The following is a 16,385-nucleotide window of genomic DNA, read 5'->3' as shown; positions in this document are numbered from 1 at the left end:
GCATGCCTTGTGAGGGGAAAGCCGCCACCGGCCAATGACCGGCGGCGACGGGGTTCCATATCAGTGGTGGATGGTCGGCTCGCCGTGCTGCACCAGCTGTCCACCACCGTTGCGGGTGACGAACTTGCGCAGGGCCACGTAGAACACCGGGGTAAGGAACAGGCCGAACAGGGTCACGCCCAGCATGCCGGCGAACACGGTGATACCGGTCACCGAGCGCACTTCGGCGCCTGCACCGTGCGACAACACCAGCGGCACGGTGCCGGCGATGAACGCGATGGAGGTCATCACGATCGGGCGCAGACGCAGGCGGCAGGCTTCCAATGCCGCTTCAACGATGCCCTTGCCGCCCATCTCCAGCTCTCTGGCGAATTCGACGATCAGGATCGCGTTCTTGCACGCCAGGCCCATCAGCACCACCAGGCCGACCTGCACGAACACGTTATTGTCACCACCGGTCAGCCACACGCCGAACAGCGCGGACAGCAGGGTCATCGGCACGATCAGGATCACCGCCAGCGGCAGCGACCAGCTCTCGTACAGCGCGGCCAGCACCAGGAAGGCCAGCATGATCGCCACCGGGAACACGATGAAGGCGGCCTTGCCCTGGGTTGCCTGCTGGTAGCTCAGGTCGGTCCATTCGGTGGTCATGCCCACCGGCAGCACCTTGGCGGCGATCTCGGTCAGCTTGGTCATCGCCTCGGCCGAGGACAACAGGCGCGGGTCGGCTTCACCGGCCAGGTCAGCCGCCGGATAGCCATTGAAGCGCAGCACCGGGTCCGGGCCGAAGGTCTGCTTGATGGTGACCATCGAACCGATCGGCACCATCTCGCCGCGGTCGTTGCGGGTACGCAGCTTGCCGATGTCCTCGACCGTCTCGCGGTACGGACCATCGGCCTGGGCGATCACCTGCCAGGTGCGGCCGAACTGGTTGAAGTCGTTGACGTAGGCCGAACCCAGGTAGGTCTGCAAGGTGTCGAACAGCTCGGTGAGCTGCACGCCCTGTGCCTTGGCCTTGACGCGGTCCACCTCGGCATCGAGCTGCGGCACGTTGGCCTGGTAGCTGGAAATCGGGAAGGCCATGCCCGGGGTCTGCGCGACGGTGCCCTGCATGGCCTGCACCGCATTCTGCAGCGCGCCGTAACCCAGGTTGCCACGGTCCTCGATGAACATCTGGTAGCCGTTGCCATTGCCCAGGCCGAGGATCGGCGGCGGCATCATCGCGAACGCGAAGCCTTCCTGCAGGCCGGCAATCTTCTGGTTGATCTCGGCATTGATCTGCGCCGCGGTGCGGCCATGGCGCTCGGCGAACGGCTTGAGCGGGATGAACGCCACGCCGGTGTTCGGCGTATTGGTGAACTGCAGCGCGTTCAGACCGGGGAACGAGATGGTGTGAGCGACGCCATCGGTTTCCTGGGCGATCTTGGCGACCTTGCGCAGCATTTCATCGGTGCGGGCGATCGACGAACCTTCCGGCAGCTTCACACCGGCGATCAGATACAGCTTGTCCTGGGTCGGAATGAAGCCCGGCGGCACCAGCTTGAAGATCACGCCGGTACCGACCAGCAGGATCGCGTAGACCACGAACACCGCACCGCGCCGGCCGAGGATGCGGGCCACGCCACGCTCGTATTTCTCCGAGCTGGACTTGAAGAAGCGGTTGAACGGACGGAACACCCAGCCGAACAGGCGGTCGATCAGGCGGCTCGGGCCGTCCTTCGGAGCGCCATGAGCCTTCAGCAGGCGCGCGGCCAGGGCCGGCGACAGGGTCAGCGAGTTGATCGCCGAGATCACCGTGGAAATGGCGATGGTGACCGCGAACTGCTTGTAGAACTGGCCGGTGACACCGGACAGGAACGCCATCGGCACGAACACGGCACACAGCACCAGCGCGATCGCCACGATCGGGCCGGACACCTCGCGCATGGCCTGGTGTGCCGCCGCGGTGGGCGACAGGCCTTCCTCGATGTTGCGCTCGACGTTCTCCACCACCACGATCGCGTCGTCGACCACGATGCCGATCGCCAGCACCAGGCCGAACAGGCTCAGCGTATTGATCGAGAAGCCCAGCAGGTACAGCGCGGCGAACGTACCCACCACCGACACCGGCACCGCGATCAACGGAATGATCGACGCACGCCAGGTCTGCAGGAACAGGATCACGACCAGCACCACCAGGGCGATCGCTTCCAGCAGCGTGGAGACCACGGCCTTGATCGAGTCGCGCACGAAGATGGTGGTGTCATACACCGCTTCGTATTTCACATCGGCCGGCATGGTCTTCTGCATCTCGTCCATCGTCGAGATGACCTGATCGCGGATTTCCAGCGCGTTGGCACCCGGCGACTGGAAGATACCGATACCCACCGCGTTCTTGCCGTCCAGCTGCGAGCGCAGGGTGTAGTCGCCCGCACCCAGTTCCAGGCGTGCCACGTCGGACAGGCGCACGATCTCGCCATCGGTGCCGCTCTTGAGCACGATGTCGCCGAATTCCTTTTCGGTCTTCAGCCGGCCCTGGGCATTGATCAGGGTCAGGAACTTGCTGTCCGGCAGCGGTTCGGCGCCGAGCTGGCCGGCCGAAACCTGCACGTTCTGCTCGCGCATGGCACGCACCACGTCGCTGGCGGTCAGGCCGCGCGAGGCCACCTTGTCCGGATCCAGCCAGGCACGCATGGCGTAGTCGCCGCCACCGAAGATCTGCGCGTCACCCACGCCCGGAATACGCGCCAGCGCATCCTTGACGTGCAGGCGGGCGTAGTTGCGCAGGTACAGGGTGTCGTACTTGCCTTGCGGCGAGGTCAGGTGCACCACCATCAGGAAGGTCGGCGACTGCTTCTGCGTAGTCACGCCCTGGCGGCGCACGTCCTCGGGCAGGCGTGCCTGCGCCTGCGCCACGCGGTTCTGCACCTTCACCGCCGCCGCGTCCGGGTCGGTGCCCGGGCGGAAGGTGACGGTCATCTGCAGCACGCCGTCCGAGCCGGCCACCGACTTCAGGTACATCATGCCTTCGACGCCGTTGATCGCCTCTTCAAGCGGCGTGGCGACGGTCTCGGCAATGACCTTGGGGTTGGCGCCCGGATAGACCGTGCGCACGACCACCGACGGCGGCACCACTTCGGGGTACTCGCTGATCGGCAGGATTGGAATCGTGATCAGGCCTGCGGCGAAAATCACGATCGACAGCACCGCCGCGAAGATCGGCCTGTCGATGAAGAAACGGGAAAAGTCCATGGAGGAATTCCTGGGAAAGGCATTCGGCGGGCAACAGCCACCCTGCCCCTCGCCGATACGACGAAGGCAGGGAAGGCTGCCGCTGGCGCCGGCAGCTAAGCGGGGACGCGGATCAGGAGACGGCGGATCAGTGGTTCAGTGCGGCGGTGGCATCGCGGCCCGGTGCCGGCACGGCCTGCGGCTGCATTGCCACGGCCTTGGCCTGCACCGGCATGCCCGGCATGAAGACCTTCTGCACGCCGTCGATGATCACCTTGTCTCCTGCCGCCAGGCCGTGCTCGACGATACGCAGGCCTTCAGCGGTGCGGCCAAGCTGGATGTCGCGGCGCTGGGCCTTGCCATCCTTGTCGACCACGTAGACGTACTTGCGGTCCTGGTCGGTCAGCACGGCCTTGTCGTCGATCAGCAGGGCCTGGAACTGGCCGCTGCCAAGCAGCTGCACGCGGGCGAACAGGCCCGGCGTGAACTGGCGATCGGCGTTGTCCAGCAGCGCACGGACGCGGATGGTCCCGGTACTGCGGGCCACCTGGTTGTCGAGGAAGTCGACCTTGCCCGTGTGCGGGTAGCCTTCTTCACCGGACAGGCCGACCTTCACCGGCAGCGCGCTGTCACGCTCGCTCGGGCGCTCGCCCTTGCGTGCCATCTGGGCGTAGCGCAGGAAGGTGCTTTCGTCAGCATCGAAGTAGACGAACACCGTGTCCAGCGAGACCAGCGTGGTCAGCACGCTGGCGCTGTCGCCGGCGGTGACCAGGTTGCCGGCGGTGACCATCGCGCGGCCGGCACGGCCGTCGATCGGTGCCCGTACCTTGGTGAACTCAAGATTGAGGCGGGCTGCATCCAATGCTGCCTGCGCGGCCTGCACGGCGGCGCCGGACTGGTCGGCAGCCGCACGGCGCTGCTCGGCGGTCTCGGTGGAGATCGCCTGCTGCTCGGACAGCCGCTTGGCGCGCTCGGACTCGCTGCGGGCCAGCGTGGCCTGGGTACGGGCGCGGGCCAGTTCGGCGGCCGCCCGATCGTACTCGGCCTGGTAACTGCGCGCGTCGATGGTGAAGAGCACTTCGCCCTTCTTCACTTCCTGGCCTTCGACGTAGTTGACCTTGTCGATGTAACCGGACACGCGCGGACGCAGTTCAACGCTCTGCACCGCTTCGACGCGGCCACTGAACTCGTCCCACTGGCTGACCTGCTTGACCAGTACCGGCGCGGCGCTGACCTGCGGCGGCGGCGGTGCACCGGCTTCTTCGGCATGGCCGCCGCTGCAGGCTGCAAGCACGGCCGCGGCGAGGATCGACACGCCGGCCATCGCAATGCGATGTCCGAAACGATGTGGGGTGGTATTGGGGGAAGTCATGGCATGCATCCGTACGGAGGGGTGGTACAGCTATATGGGAACGTGTTGCAAAAATCGGCGGCGAATACTGCGACCTCAACCATGGTCGAGGTCAAGCGATGCCTGCGGTGTCGCGCCAAAGCGGAGGAACTTCCAGATGCAGCAGGCCACGCGGCAATTCGGCATCGCTGCTGTCGCAGCGGACGATGGCGCGGTTGTCGCGGCACCCATCAAGCAGGGAGACCACACGACGACCGACCAGCAGCGAGCTGGGCCACTCGATGCAGGCATTGGCCGCGTTGGCCGGGGTACACACCGGGCTGCAGACTTCCAGCATCTGCGCGCGCACGCCCAGCGCCTGCGCTTCCTGGTGCACCACCTGCGCGTACATGCGCAGTGCGGCGGTGGTGATCGAGGTCTCGCCGTAGCCCGCCCAGGGCTTGGCGTTGGCCGGGCTGCCGATCATCACGTAGCGGCGCGCATGCACGTTGTCCTGCAACAGCGGCAGCAGGTGGCGCACGGCGTGCACGTGCGGCATCAGGTCGGCCTGCATCGCGCCCAGCAGCTCATCGCCGTTGCGGTCGATCACCCGGCCGCGACGGTAAGGGCCACCCATTGCCGCGATCACCGCCGCCAGCGGACGCGGGCGCTGCGCGATGCGCTCGGCCAACGCGCGTGCCGAGCCGTCGTCGCTGAGCGAGCCCAGCAGCGTCTCCAGTCCGGGCTCATCCGCGAACTGCTCATGCAGCGCGGCCAGCCGGCCCGGATCGCGGCCAACCACCAGCACCGGGCTGCCGGCTTCCAGCAACGCGCCGACCACGCCCTGGCCGACGGCACCGGTACCGCCAAGGACCAGGACTTCGGGCGTCAGCATCCCATTCACGGGACATTTCCTCCCAAATCCGGGATAGTCCCAATTCGACGCAGGCGGTCGCCCTTGTGCGGGACCAGGCGGATGACACCGCCACGCTGCTGACGCATGGGCGCGGTAAACTCACGAAAGTCCTTGTGTACCAAGGAACTCGGACGGGCTTCGACGGTCATCGCCAGGTCCAGGGTGTTCTGGCCGGCGTTCCGGAGTCGAGCAAGAATGTTGCGCAGGCTCATGGCGGACGGGCTCCAATTAACGAATGGCGCCACGATAGACCTCAAACCTTTACTTGATTAGTCCTGATTAAGGGGAATAATCATCCCGCTCCCGGTCCAATCGTTCTGTCACGATTGTCCCATCCCCGACGTCCAGGATCCCCGACCATGTCCCACGATCTCAACGAGACCCTGATCTTCGTCAAAGTGGTCGAGCAAGGCAGCTTCATTGCCGCTGCCAAATCGCTCGGCCTGCCCAAGACCACGGTCAGCCGCAAAGTGCAGGAGCTGGAAACGCGCCTGGGCGCGCGCCTGCTGCACCGGACCACGCGCCGCCTCGGCCTGACCGAAGCCGGTTCGATCTATCACGAACATTGCCAGCGCATCGCACGCGAGCTTGAAGAGGCCGAAAGCGCGGTGAGCCAGCTGCAGTCCGGCCCGCGCGGCTGGCTGCGCTTCACTGTGCCCTACTCGATCGGCATCACCTGGATTGCGCCGCTGCTGGGCCAGTTCCATGCGCAGTATCCAGAGATCCGCCTGGACATGCACATGGGTAACGAGAAGCTGGACCTGATCGCCGGTGAAGCGGACCTGGCGCTGCGCGTGGGTGCCCTGCCCGATTCCAATCTGGTCGCGCGCAAGCTGGGCAGCCTGCGCACGCAGGTGTTCGCCAGTCCGGCCTACATTGAGCGCTATGGCGAACCGCTGCATCCGGAAGAGCTGCAGTTCCATCGCATCCTGGCAATGCGCAAGCCGTACCACACCGGCAATTCGCCGCGCTTCACCTGGCAGCTGGGCGAGAACGGCGGCGAGCTGCGCGATTTCCCGGTCACCCCGCTGATGACCGCCAACGACATGTCTGCGTTGAATGGTGCATTGGTCTGTGGCGAAGGCCTGCTGCTGACCGGTGATGTGATGGCCAAGCCGTTCGTCGAATCGGGGATGGTGCGCCGCGTGCTGGCCGGCTGGACCGGCCCGGAAGTGGACTTCAATGCCGTGTTCGCCGGCGGCCGCCTGGTCTCGCCGAAGGTGCGTGCGTTTGTCGACTTCCTGGTCGAGAAGCTCAACTTCGATGCCAACTACATGCTGGCGCAGTGCCCCGGCGCGAAGCTGGCACAGCAGCAGAAGGCACAGGAAGATGCCGCGCTGGAAAGCAGTGGCAAGCGGATACTGGAGAAGGTGGCCGCCTCGGCGGCGTAGCCGGGTTTTGTAGCGGCACCTACAGAAAATGCCGCCTGCAAGGGCGGCATTTTCGTTCCGGCCGATGGCCGGACCGGCTCAAGCAGTAACGCTACGCGTTATTGCTTGAGCGGAATCACGCGAATCTCGACGCGGCGGTTCTTGGCGCGGCCGGCATCGGTGCTGTTGTCGGCAATCGGGTACGCCTTGCCGGCGCCCAGCGTTTCGATACGCACGCTCTGCACGCCCTGGCCGATCAGGTACTGCGCGACCGAGTCGGCGCGTTCCTTCGACAGGCGATTGTTGACTGCGTCGCTGCCGATGCTGTCGGTGTGGCCAACCACCTCGATCATGGTCTGGTTGTACTCACGCAGCGTACCGGCCACGCCGTTGAGCGAGCCATAGAACTGCGGCTTCAGGGTCGCCTTGCCGAAGTCGAAGGTGATGCCGTCCGGCAGGTTCAGCATGATGTTGTCGCCCTGGCGCTGCACATCGATGCCGGTGTTGGCGGTGCGCTCGCGCAGTGCACGTTCCTGGCGATCCTGGTACTGGCCGACGGCGGCACCGCTGAGTGCGCCGATACCGGCACCGATCAGCGCGTGCTGGCGCCGCTCGGTAGCACTGTCGCCGGTCAGCAGGCCGGCCGCCACGCCGATGGCCGTACCGATCAGCGCGTTGCGGCCGGTCCGGTTCTGCTGTTCGGTCGGGTTGCCGTACTGGTCACTCTGCACATAGGAGCCGCCGGTGGCGCAGGCCGACAGGACGGCCGCACTCATCAGGGCCAGTGCGACGTTGCGGGTGGTGTTGCGGATCATGAGGTTCTCCTTGGTTTCCGGTCGGCCGGCGGCTTGCGGGCGCAGAGAGGATAAACAGCCGAATGCGATGTCGGGATGATGATCCGGTGCGCCGACAGGGCCGCGTTCAGCTAACTGACCGGATCGCTCGGGTCACCCTTTACCCCGCCCCCGACTGGCGGTATGCCGCCAGCGCAGCGTCGCGGCCCTCAGCCAGGTCCACCATCGGCGTGCGTGGATAGTCAGGCGCGTGTGCTGCCAGGAGCAGGGGATGCTGCCACGGCGCAAACCGCGCCTTCACCGGCAGTGCCGCCAGCTCGGGCACCCAGCGGCTGATGTAGCGGGCCTGCGGATCGAACTTCTCGGCCTGGGTGACCGGGTTGAACACCCGGAAGTACGGCGCGGCATCGGCGCCGGTCCCGGCCACCCATTGCCAGCCCATCGTGTTGTTGGCCAGGTCGGCATCGACGAGGGTGTCCCAGAACCAGCGCGCGCCATGCAGCCAGTGCGCGCGGAGGTGCTTGCACAGGTAGCTGGCCACGATCATCCGCACCCGGTTATGCATGTAGCCGGTGTGCCACAGCTCGCGCAGTCCGGCATCAACGATCGGCACGCCGGTGTTGCCGCGCTGCCAGTCGTGCAGTTGCGCTGCAGTCGGTGCCGCCCAGGGGAAGCGGTCGAAACGCGGATTGAGGTTGTCCGTGGGCGTCTTCGGAAAGTGATGCAACAGGTGGTAGGCGAAATCACGCCAGCCCAGTTGCCGCAGATAGCCGTCGATGTCGGCATCGGTGCCGGCACTGCGCAGTCTTTCCAGCGCATGCGCGATGCGCCAGGGTGCGATCTCACCGAAATGCAGGTGCGGCGACAGCCGCGAGGTGCCCACGCGGTCCGGCAGGTCACGCTGCTCGCGGTAACCGCGCAAGGCGCCGTCCTCGAACACCGACAGCGCCTCCAGCGCACCGGCTTCACCCGGCTGCCAGTACTCCCAGAAGCCGGTATCCCAATCCAGCGTCGGTGCAAGCTGGAGATCATCAAGTGCGAGGCTGTCGACCGCGTGCGGCGCCAGTGCCTCCGGTGCGGCCTGCAGTGCCGGCAGGCGCCAATGACTGAGCACGTTGCGCCAGTAAGGCGTGAACACCTTGTACGGCTGTCCCTGCTGGGTGGCGATGTCCCAGGGCTCGAACAACAGGCTGCCATTGCAGCTCTGCGCGTCGACGCCCTGCTCGCGCAGCGTGCGCTTGATGGTAGCGTCGCGAGGCTGGGTAACCGGCTCGTACTTGCGGTTCCAGTACACCGCCTCGGCGCCGGTCTGCTCGATCAGCAACTGCAGGGCCGGCAGGCTGTCACCACTGCGCAGCACCAGCGACGAGCCGCGCGCGCGCAGGTCCGCATCCAGCGCGGTCAGTGAACGGTGGCGCCACGCATCGGAGGCAGCACCCGGCACCCACTCGCCCTCCTCGTGCGGCGCGTGGACGTAGACCGGCACCACATCGTGGCCCGCGTCCAGCGCGGCCTGCAGGGCCGGATTGTCCTGCAGCCGCAGATCACGACGGAACCATACCAACGCTACCGACACAGGCAATGCCTTCGTTGTGGAAGGCGGCCATGATAGCCAGCGGTGGTGAAGGCGATGCGCGCAGACGCCGTCTGCTAGGCTGCATGGCCGCTGCCCGTTGGACTCTGACATGGATGATCTGCACGCCTCATTCGCCCGCTTCGGGCTGCTGCACGCCCAGCACGAGCGTGACTGGCAGGGCCCGTTCCCGCTGCCCCCGGTACTGGCACGCTTCTACGCGCAGGTCGGGCCGCTGGGCGAAGAGATCAATGCCCGGGTAGGCACCGCCGGCATCACCGTTCCCGGCCTTGATGTCTGGATACCGCCGCTGAAACGCCTGTGGAGCCATCAGGCCGGCTATCGATGGCATGGCATCAGCGGCGAACGGATCAACGACTGGCCCTCGAACTGGCTGGTGATTGCCGATCGCAGCGCTGATCCGTTCATCCTCGATCTGGACGACGGCCGTGTGCTGTTCAGCCATCACGGTGCCGGCCTGCTGGATGCCGTCGAAATGACTGCCGACGTGCCGACCCTGATGGCGGCTCTGGCTGCAGCGGGCACGGTGTACCTCGATGCCGGCGATGACCTCTACAACGACGATGACGATGGCGGCATCCGCGCTGAACACCAGGAGGCAGCCGGACAGGCGGTGGCCCGGGTACTGGGCGACCGCCTGCAGGCCGAATCGTTCATCGAGACGTTGCTGGACTGAATCCACGCATGGCGTGGATCTACCTTTCGAAGCGCTTCATCGTTTCGCTGATCAGCGCCCGCGCCTCGGCGGCGTTGCCCCAACCGTTGAGCTGGACCCGGTTGCGCCCGGCCGGCAGGTCCTTGTAGACCCGGAAGAACGCTTCGATGCGCTGTCTTTCGATCTCCGGCAGATCGGCCAGGTCGCGGATGTTGGCGTAGGTCGGGTCAACCTTGTCGGTCGGTACGCCGATGATCTTCTCGTCATGCTCGCCGCCGTCGATCATCTTCAGGTAGCCGATCGGCCGGAAGCGTACGATCACGCCCGGATGCAGGGGTTCACGGGTCAGCACCAGCGCGTCCAGCGGATCGTTGTCGCCAGCCAACGTGCGCGGCATCGAACCGTAGTTGGCCGGATAGGCGACCGGCATCGACTGGAAGCGGTCCACATGCACCAGGCCGTCTTCCTTGATCTCGTACTTGGTGAAGCTGCCGGCCGGAATCTCCACCGCCAGATTCACTTCCTGCGGGGCTTCCCTTGGTTGGGCCACCAGGAACGGATGCAGCACGGTATCGGCAGCGGTCACCGCTGTCGCGAGCAGGAGCAGGGCCCCGCCGATGGCAGCCATGGGGACAAGACGGCGTACGGTTTTCATCTGGATCTCCTCATTCCCAGCAGCGATCGGCGCGGCCCTTGGCAGTCTGCGCACGCGGGCAGCCACGCTGCGTGATGCGGCCTTCGGTCAGCTCCATGCGCTGTTTCCCCCCCTTGGCATCGCGGCGCAGTTCGAAGGCATCGTAGAGACGGCCGGTCACGGTGCGCGCTTCATAACGCAGGCGCTGCGGGTCGATGTTCAACACCTGGAACAACTGGGTGTCTTCGGCCACTGGGTTCATCGTCCTGCGCGCTTCATCGGACACGCGGTACTGTTTCGGTCCGGCTACAGTCACCACGTACTGCGGCGTTGCGGCCTGCCCTTCGCCACGGCGGCCATAGGTGTGGTCGTGGCCCTGCAGCACCAGATCGACGTTGTGGCGGCGTACCACCGGCAACAGCGCGTCACGCAACGCGGCGTTCTCGCGCCCTTCGCGCGGCGAGTAGAACGGCTGGTGCAGCAACACGATGGTCCACGGCTGCGGATTGCCGGTCAGCACCTTGTCCAGCCATTGTGCCTGTGCCGTAGCGGTGCCGAGGTCGAGTGCCGATGTGCCGTCTACCACGGCCACGCGCACGCCCTGCGCATCGAACCAGTAGCTGCTCTGCTGCGCAGCGCTGGCACCATTGCCCGGCAACGCGAACGTGACCGGCCAGTGGCGGCCCAGCACGCGGCGCTCCTGCGGGGTGTCCTCGAATTCCTCGAAGTACTCATGATTGCCTATGGCCGGCGCCACGAACGTTTCCTGCGCCAGCCAGCCGACGGCGGCAAACCATTCGCCCCACTCGCTGTCATCCATGTTGTCGCCGCCGCTGACCAGGTCGCCGGCAAACAGGCTCATGCGTGCCTGCGGTGCGGCCTTCTGCGCAGCACGCACCACGCGACTGACATGGCTGACGTTCTTGTTCTGGGTATCGCCGAAGTAAAGCAGGGTCAGCGGCTGGTCGGCGGCAGCCAGCGTGCGCAGCTGGTTCCATGCACTCCAACTGCCGTTTCCCTGCACACGGTAGACGTACTGGGTATCCGGCTGCAGGCCATCGATATCTGCACGATGGTGGTGCGACAGGCCGTTCTCGGTCTGCAGCGCGCGGGTCGTCGCACGAACCTGGCGGATGCCTTCGATGGCCGGCGAATCTGCGGCCATTGCGATCTCCAGCAGCGGCGCCTGCACGCTGCCATCGGTGCGCCAGGCCACTGCGAACCCATGGCTGGGATCGACCGCCGGCGAGGCGACGATGCGGTCCGGCACCGTCGTCGCTGCGTAGTGGCGGCTACCTGCCGGCACCTGGGTATTCGGTTCAGCCGCCGCGAACGACAGCGACGGCAGCGCCAGCAGCAGGCCCAGGGCCAGCGTGCGCATCACGCGCTGCCGGCTCATGCGCCACACTCCAGCGGCAACGCCAGTTGCTTGGCGATGCTCTCCCAGTCGAACGCCACCACGCCCTGGTCGTCATGCACGGCATACAGCGCACCGTGCGGGAAGCGCGTGCTGGCTTGCTGCATCATCCAGATGCCATCGGTGTTGGCCACGGTAGTGCCCTGGAACGCGCCGACCGGCTTCAGCGTGTGCCGGTCGAACAGATGGAACACGCTGCGCTGCTTGCCCTGTTCGGTGGTGATCCACCAGCCATCCTTGCCGCAGGTGCGCAGGGCCACGCCTTCGGCCTGTGCCTTGAACACGTCGCGGCCGAAGGTGGTGCCGGTGAAGCGGCCCGCGAGGGTGTAGACCTTGAACTCGCTGGCGTAGCTCTCGTCCTCTTCGGCGATCAGCAGGCGGTCGTTCTCGGGATCGCCCCAGATCGACTCGACCACGCGCAGCGCACCAGTCTCGGTGGTATCGCCGATGCTGGCCACCAGCTTGGCGTCGACCTTCTCACCATTGCGGGTCACGTGATACTGGCGCACGCGCTTGTCCAGCTCGGCCAGCGGCGGCAGGATGTCGCGCCCCTGTGCATCCTCGCCGTTGTCCCAGGAGTCAGTGACGTAGACGCTGTAGCCATCGGCACGGCGGTCGACCCACAGCCCGTAAGGCTTGCGCAGGTCGTCCGCCGCGAACGTCGCCAGCGGCGCGAAGTCCGGCAGGCGCAGTACCTGCACGCGGTGATTGTCGCGCTCCACGATCCACAGCAGGTCGTCGGTCACCGCGATGCCGTTTGGGCGGTCGAACTGCCCCGGTGCGGTGCCGCTGCTGCCGACGTCACGCAGGTGCTGGCCGGTGCTGCCGTCGTAGACCACCAGCTTGTCGGTGGCCTTGGCAGTGGCGATCAGCCACAGTACGCCGTCCGGCGCGCGCCAGGCCGCCGGCGAGTCGATGTTGTCGGCCGGGGTCATCGGTGACAGGAACGCTTCGGCGATGGTGGTCACCACGCGCTCGCCCCCGGCGGCCGGCGCGGCAGCTCCCGCAACCGGATCGCTGCCGGTGGCCGGCGTGCAGCCGGCGACCAGCGTAGCCGCCAGCGCGGCGGCCAGGACGGTGACGCCACGCCCCCTCACAGCGCCACCTTCAGGCCAAGCGCATAGGTGCGGCCGTACTCTTCCAGCTGCAGGGTGCGCGAACGGGTGCCCTGGTACAGCTCCAACGGCTTGTCCAGCAGGTTCTGCGCTTCAAAGTACACGCTCACGCGCGGGGTGAACCTGTAGTCAAGCGAGAAATCGAGCTGGGTATTCGGCGCAACGTAGATATCGAACGCGCGCCCCTTGCCGATGCTGTCCAGGTACTCGCTGCGGTACACGGCCGCCAGGCGCGTGCTTACACCATACTTTTCATAGCCGATGTGTGCGCTGTAGACATGCTTGGAAGCGCGCGGCAGCGTGAAGTCCTCGCCCGCACGGTCCTTGATGCCGGCATCGAACTTCGTATCCAGCCAGGTGCCACTGGCGCCGACCAGCAGGCCATCCAGGCCGTCCGGCAGGAAGGCCAGCTGCTGCTGCCAGTTGAACTCCGCACCACGCACGGTGGCCTTGCGACCATTGATCGGCTGCGTCACATCGAATCCACCGTAGGCAGGATCATTGGTGCGCACGGTTTCGACGATGTAGCCATCGATCGACTTGTGGAACAGGCCCAGCGAAACGATGCCGCTGCTGCCGATGTACTTCTCCAACGACAGGTCGATGTTCTTCGACTCGTACGGATCCAGTTCCGGGTTACCCAGGCGCACTTCCTCGTCACCACGGCTGTAACCCACGCGCGGCGAGACGTCGCCGAAGGACGGGCGCGATACGGTCTTGTTGGCCGAGGCGCGCAGCACCCAGTCATCAGCCGCGTCATAGCGCAGGTGCAGGCCCGGCAGCACGTTGGTGTAGCTGCTGTTGGCCACGCGCGGGGTGACGGTGAAGCTGCGGCCGTTGGCGGCCACGTCCACCTGGTTACCGATCGCCTTGAAGCGGGTGTTCTCCACGCGCACGCCGCCGATGAGGCGCAGCGCGCCCACGTCCCAGGTACCCATGGCGTAGCTGGCGAAGATGTCTTCGCTGGCCACGTAATCCTCTTCCAGCGACGTCATCGCATTGCCGCCGACGTCCTGCGGGCGGGCGCTGTACTGGCTGCCATTGGCCGCCCAGAAGGCACGCATCGCCGCCGAATCCATGCCGTCGCCGAAGTTGCCGTGGCGATGTTCGGGCGAGGAGGTGGTCCAGCCCGCCAGCGCCACCTTCGGGCCGACGCGCAGTTCGCGCTCATCCACATTCACGTCGCGGTCGCGCCAGCGGCCGAGCAGACCGAACTTGATGCTGCTGCTGTCGCCGTCGAAGCGCACGTTGACCTGCGCGCTGTGCTCCTTGTCGTTCACCTGCTTGGGCGATAGCACGAAGCGGTCGAACGCGTAATTGCTGTTGTCCAGCCACTGCGGGTTGTCGAAGCTGTAGCTGGGCAGCCGGCTGCTCTGGTCCAGGCTGCCGTTGAACGCCTTGCCGTTGAGCTTGAAACGCGCCTCCATCTCGTCGTTCACGCGCTCTTCGGTACGGGTGTAGCCGATCCGGTAATCAACCACGGCGTTGGTCAACTTGTTCTCGCCGCCCAGGCTGGCCGCGAAGGTGTTTTCCTTCTTGGTGCGGTAGCGCATGCGCTTGTCGATCGAGTCCTTCGGCATGCCATCCAGGCGGTACTGGTCGGTGCCGGTCTTGACCATCTTCGCGTCGTCGAAGTTGAAGATCACGCGCTGGCGGGTCTCCGCATCGTCGAACTGGCTGTACAGCGTGCGCAGGTAGTACCTGCTGTCTTCGTCCGGCCGCCAGTCGAGGTTGAGGTTGGCGCCGATGCGCTTGCGCTCGATCTCGTACTTGCGGTGCTGCAGGTTGATCGCGGTCACGTCACCGGGGGCGGCATCGTCCTCGCCGTCGTACTCCACTTCGGTGTTGTCCGACTCGAACCGGCGCTTCTGGTAGTTCACGCCCAGCGCCACGCCGAAGGTGTCGTTGAACACTTCGCTGTAGTTGAAGGCCGCCTTCGGGCTGGTCTCCCCGGACAGCTGCTGGTGGCTGCCCTCGATCTTGCCACGCAGGCTGCGACCGTCGCGGTCGAAGGCCGAGGCCGATTCCACCAGCACGGCACCGCCGATGGCATCACCGGGCATGTCCGGGGTCGGCGACTTCACCACGCGCAGGCGTTCGGTGGAATCGGACGGGATCACGTCCAGCGGCGCGGCACGGCTGGAATCCTCCGGCGTGCCCACGGCGATGCCATCCACGCTGACGCTGTTGAGATTGGCGTCCAGGCCACGGATGACCACGAAACGGCCCTCACCCTGGTCACGGGTCACGCTGATGCCCGGCAGGCGCTGCAGCGACTCGGCCACGTTCTTGTCCGGGTACTGGCCCAGGGCATCGGAGGACACCGCGTCTTCGATGGCGTCGCTGCCGCGCTTGAGGTCGACCGCGCGGATCTGCGATTCGAGCTGGGCGCGCACCTCGATACGGTCCAGGTCGACCGCGTCGGCCGCCACGGCGCCGGTGGCGGCTACCGCCTGCTGCCCGGCGGCCTGCAGCGGGGCGGCGGCCCCCATCGCCAGGGTCAGGGTGATGGCAACGGCCAACGGAGTCTTGATATGCACTAGGAATCCCCATTCCTGTTAAGAATGGGTCTGCACGGTATGTCCGCAAGGTTGCATGGCCGTGACATGCCTCTGCACATTTCATGTACAGCGGCCCCGGGCCCGGTTTGGGCTTCGCCCCGCCAATCCGGCAAAATGGCGGCCTCTCTCCCTATTCCCCTTCCCGACCATGAAGATCGTCGAAGTGCGCCACCCGCTGGTGCAGCACAAGATCGGCCTGATGCGCAACGCTGCGCTCAGCACCAAGGATTTCCGCGAACTGGCCAACGAGCTGGGTACGCTGCTGGCCTACGAGGCCACCGCCGACCTGGATACCGAGCCGCACACCCTGGCCGGCTGGGCCGGCCCGGTGACGGTGCAGCGCATTGCCGGCGCCAAGATCACCGTGGTGCCGATCCTGCGTGCCGGCCTGGGCATGCTCAGCGGCGTGCTGTCGCTGATTCCGGCCGCCCGTGTCAGCGTGGTCGGCCTGCAGCGCGATGAAGAAACCCTGCAGCCGGTACCCTACTTCGAGCGCCTGACCGGCCGCCTGGAAGAGCGCGACGCACTGATCCTCGACCCGATGCTGGCCACCGGCGGCACGCTGATCGCCACCATCGACATGCTCAAGCGCGCCGGCGCCCGTCGCATCAAGGGCATCTTCCTGGTGGCCGCGCCCGAAGGCATCGAAGCAGTGAAGGCCGTGCATCCGGACGTGGAAATCTACACTGCGGCCATCGATGCCCAGCTCAACGACAAGGGCTACATCCTGCCCGGACTGGGCGACGCGGGTGACCGCATCTTCGGCACCCGCGTCGGCTGATCCGGCGA

The 16,385-nt window shown here is 66.1% G+C and carries 13 protein-coding genes; 3 read left to right on the top strand and 10 right to left on the bottom strand.

Annotated features, from left to right (window positions below):
* Nucleotides 1-60 precede the first annotated feature (60 nt).
* The 4 genes from PEM_RS06340 to PEM_RS06325 all read right to left on the bottom strand — a co-directional run bounded on the left by PEM_RS06340 (nt 61) and on the right by PEM_RS06325 (nt 5,668).
* On the bottom strand, nt 61-3,231 hold the full coding sequence (locus tag PEM_RS06340; RefSeq protein ID WP_053499150.1) for a multidrug efflux RND transporter permease subunit: 3,171 nt from the start codon (nt 3,229-3,231) through the stop codon (nt 61-63).
* A 127-nt stretch (nt 3,232-3,358) separates the two neighbouring features.
* Complete coding sequence (locus tag PEM_RS06335) at nt 3,359-4,582, bottom strand: efflux RND transporter periplasmic adaptor subunit (protein ID WP_069137872.1); 1,224 nt, start codon at nt 4,580-4,582, stop codon at nt 3,359-3,361.
* A 91-nt stretch (nt 4,583-4,673) separates the two neighbouring features.
* Nucleotides 4,674-5,444, bottom strand: a complete 771-nt coding sequence (locus tag PEM_RS06330; protein ID WP_065195840.1) for an SDR family NAD(P)-dependent oxidoreductase — start codon at nt 5,442-5,444, stop codon at nt 4,674-4,676.
* Nucleotides 5,441-5,668: a hypothetical protein gene (locus PEM_RS06325; RefSeq protein WP_071229459.1), complete on the bottom strand. Its 228-nt coding sequence runs from the start codon at nt 5,666-5,668 to the stop codon at nt 5,441-5,443. Before PEM_RS06325 ends, PEM_RS06330 begins: the two co-directional genes overlap by 4 nt.
* Before the next feature lie 147 nt (nt 5,669-5,815).
* Here PEM_RS06325 and PEM_RS06320 point away from each other — a divergent pair, with 147 nt between their 5' ends.
* Nucleotides 5,816-6,847, top strand: coding sequence for a LysR family transcriptional regulator (locus tag PEM_RS06320; protein WP_005416157.1), 1,032 nt, complete (start codon nt 5,816-5,818; stop codon nt 6,845-6,847).
* 98 nt (nt 6,848-6,945) lie between these two features.
* On the opposite strand, the gene PEM_RS06315 is transcribed toward PEM_RS06320, so the two are convergent.
* Both PEM_RS06315 and PEM_RS06310 read right to left on the bottom strand, forming a co-directional pair.
* Nucleotides 6,946-7,641, bottom strand: a complete 696-nt coding sequence (locus PEM_RS06315; RefSeq protein ID WP_005416156.1) for an OmpA family lipoprotein — start codon at nt 7,639-7,641, stop codon at nt 6,946-6,948.
* Nucleotides 7,642-7,780: 139 nt separating this feature from the next.
* Nucleotides 7,781-9,196: a deoxyribodipyrimidine photo-lyase gene (locus tag PEM_RS06310; protein ID WP_119706079.1), complete on the bottom strand. Its 1,416-nt coding sequence runs from the start codon at nt 9,194-9,196 to the stop codon at nt 7,781-7,783.
* A gap of 109 nt (nt 9,197-9,305) precedes the next feature.
* Here PEM_RS06310 and PEM_RS06305 point away from each other — a divergent pair, with 109 nt between their 5' ends.
* Complete coding sequence (locus tag PEM_RS06305) at nt 9,306-9,890, top strand: SMI1/KNR4 family protein (RefSeq protein ID WP_119706078.1); 585 nt, start codon at nt 9,306-9,308, stop codon at nt 9,888-9,890.
* A 19-nt stretch (nt 9,891-9,909) separates the two neighbouring features.
* On the opposite strand, the gene PEM_RS06300 is transcribed toward PEM_RS06305, so the two are convergent.
* Genes PEM_RS06300 through PEM_RS06285 form a run of 4 tightly spaced genes read right to left on the bottom strand, consistent with a single transcriptional unit; the run spans nt 9,910 to nt 15,575 of the window.
* The gene (locus PEM_RS06300; RefSeq protein ID WP_119706077.1) at nt 9,910-10,524 is read right to left on the bottom strand and encodes an inorganic diphosphatase; all 615 of its coding nucleotides are present in this window, start codon (nt 10,522-10,524) and stop codon (nt 9,910-9,912) included.
* Nucleotides 10,525-10,534: 10 nt separating this feature from the next.
* Complete coding sequence (locus PEM_RS06295) at nt 10,535-11,884, bottom strand: metallophosphoesterase family protein (protein ID WP_240431621.1); 1,350 nt, start codon at nt 11,882-11,884, stop codon at nt 10,535-10,537.
* Nucleotides 11,885-11,898: 14 nt separating this feature from the next.
* Nucleotides 11,899-13,017 carry a phytase gene (locus PEM_RS06290; RefSeq protein WP_111129093.1) on the bottom strand — a complete coding sequence of 373 codons (1,119 nt, stop codon included), beginning with the start codon at nt 13,015-13,017 and terminating at the stop codon, nt 11,899-11,901.
* Nucleotides 13,014-15,575 (bottom strand): TonB-dependent receptor, encoded by a 2,562-nt coding sequence (locus PEM_RS06285; protein ID WP_111129095.1) that lies wholly within the window; start codon nt 15,573-15,575, stop codon nt 13,014-13,016. The genes PEM_RS06290 and PEM_RS06285 overlap by 4 nt, the downstream gene beginning before the upstream one ends.
* Nucleotides 15,576-15,744: 169 nt before the next feature.
* Here PEM_RS06285 and upp point away from each other — a divergent pair, with 169 nt between their 5' ends.
* On the top strand, nt 15,745-16,377 hold the full coding sequence (gene upp, locus PEM_RS06280) for a uracil phosphoribosyltransferase (RefSeq protein WP_005416149.1): 633 nt from the start codon (nt 15,745-15,747) through the stop codon (nt 16,375-16,377).
* The last annotated feature ends 8 nt before the right edge of the window (nt 16,378-16,385 follow it).

This window comes from Stenotrophomonas sp. Pemsol (genome assembly GCF_003586545.1).
Lineage (GTDB): Bacteria > Pseudomonadota > Gammaproteobacteria > Xanthomonadales > Xanthomonadaceae > Stenotrophomonas > Stenotrophomonas sepilia.
Note: the sequence above shows the minus strand (reverse complement) of the source record. Positions and strands in the feature narration are given on the sequence as shown.

Excerpts from the sequence above, each read along its gene's own strand:
- PEM_RS06315 (WP_005416156.1), bottom strand. The coding sequence starts at position 7,641 with ATGATCCGCAACACCACCCGCAACGTCGCACTGGCCCTGATGAGTGCG.
- PEM_RS06320 (WP_005416157.1), top strand. The coding sequence starts at position 5,816 with ATGTCCCACGATCTCAACGAGACCCTGATCTTCGTCAAAGTGGTCGAG.
- PEM_RS06300 (WP_119706077.1), bottom strand. The coding sequence starts at position 10,524 with ATGAAAACCGTACGCCGTCTTGTCCCCATGGCTGCCATCGGCGGGGCC.
- PEM_RS06295 (WP_240431621.1), bottom strand. The coding sequence starts at position 11,884 with ATGCGCACGCTGGCCCTGGGCCTGCTGCTGGCGCTGCCGTCGCTGTCG.
- PEM_RS06305 (WP_119706078.1), top strand. The coding sequence starts at position 9,306 with ATGGATGATCTGCACGCCTCATTCGCCCGCTTCGGGCTGCTGCACGCC.
- PEM_RS06335 (WP_069137872.1), bottom strand. The coding sequence starts at position 4,582 with ATGACTTCCCCCAATACCACCCCACATCGTTTCGGACATCGCATTGCG.
- PEM_RS06340 (WP_053499150.1), bottom strand. The coding sequence starts at position 3,231 with ATGGACTTTTCCCGTTTCTTCATCGACAGGCCGATCTTCGCGGCGGTG.
- upp (WP_005416149.1), top strand. The coding sequence starts at position 15,745 with ATGAAGATCGTCGAAGTGCGCCACCCGCTGGTGCAGCACAAGATCGGC.
- PEM_RS06325 (WP_071229459.1), bottom strand. The coding sequence starts at position 5,668 with ATGAGCCTGCGCAACATTCTTGCTCGACTCCGGAACGCCGGCCAGAAC.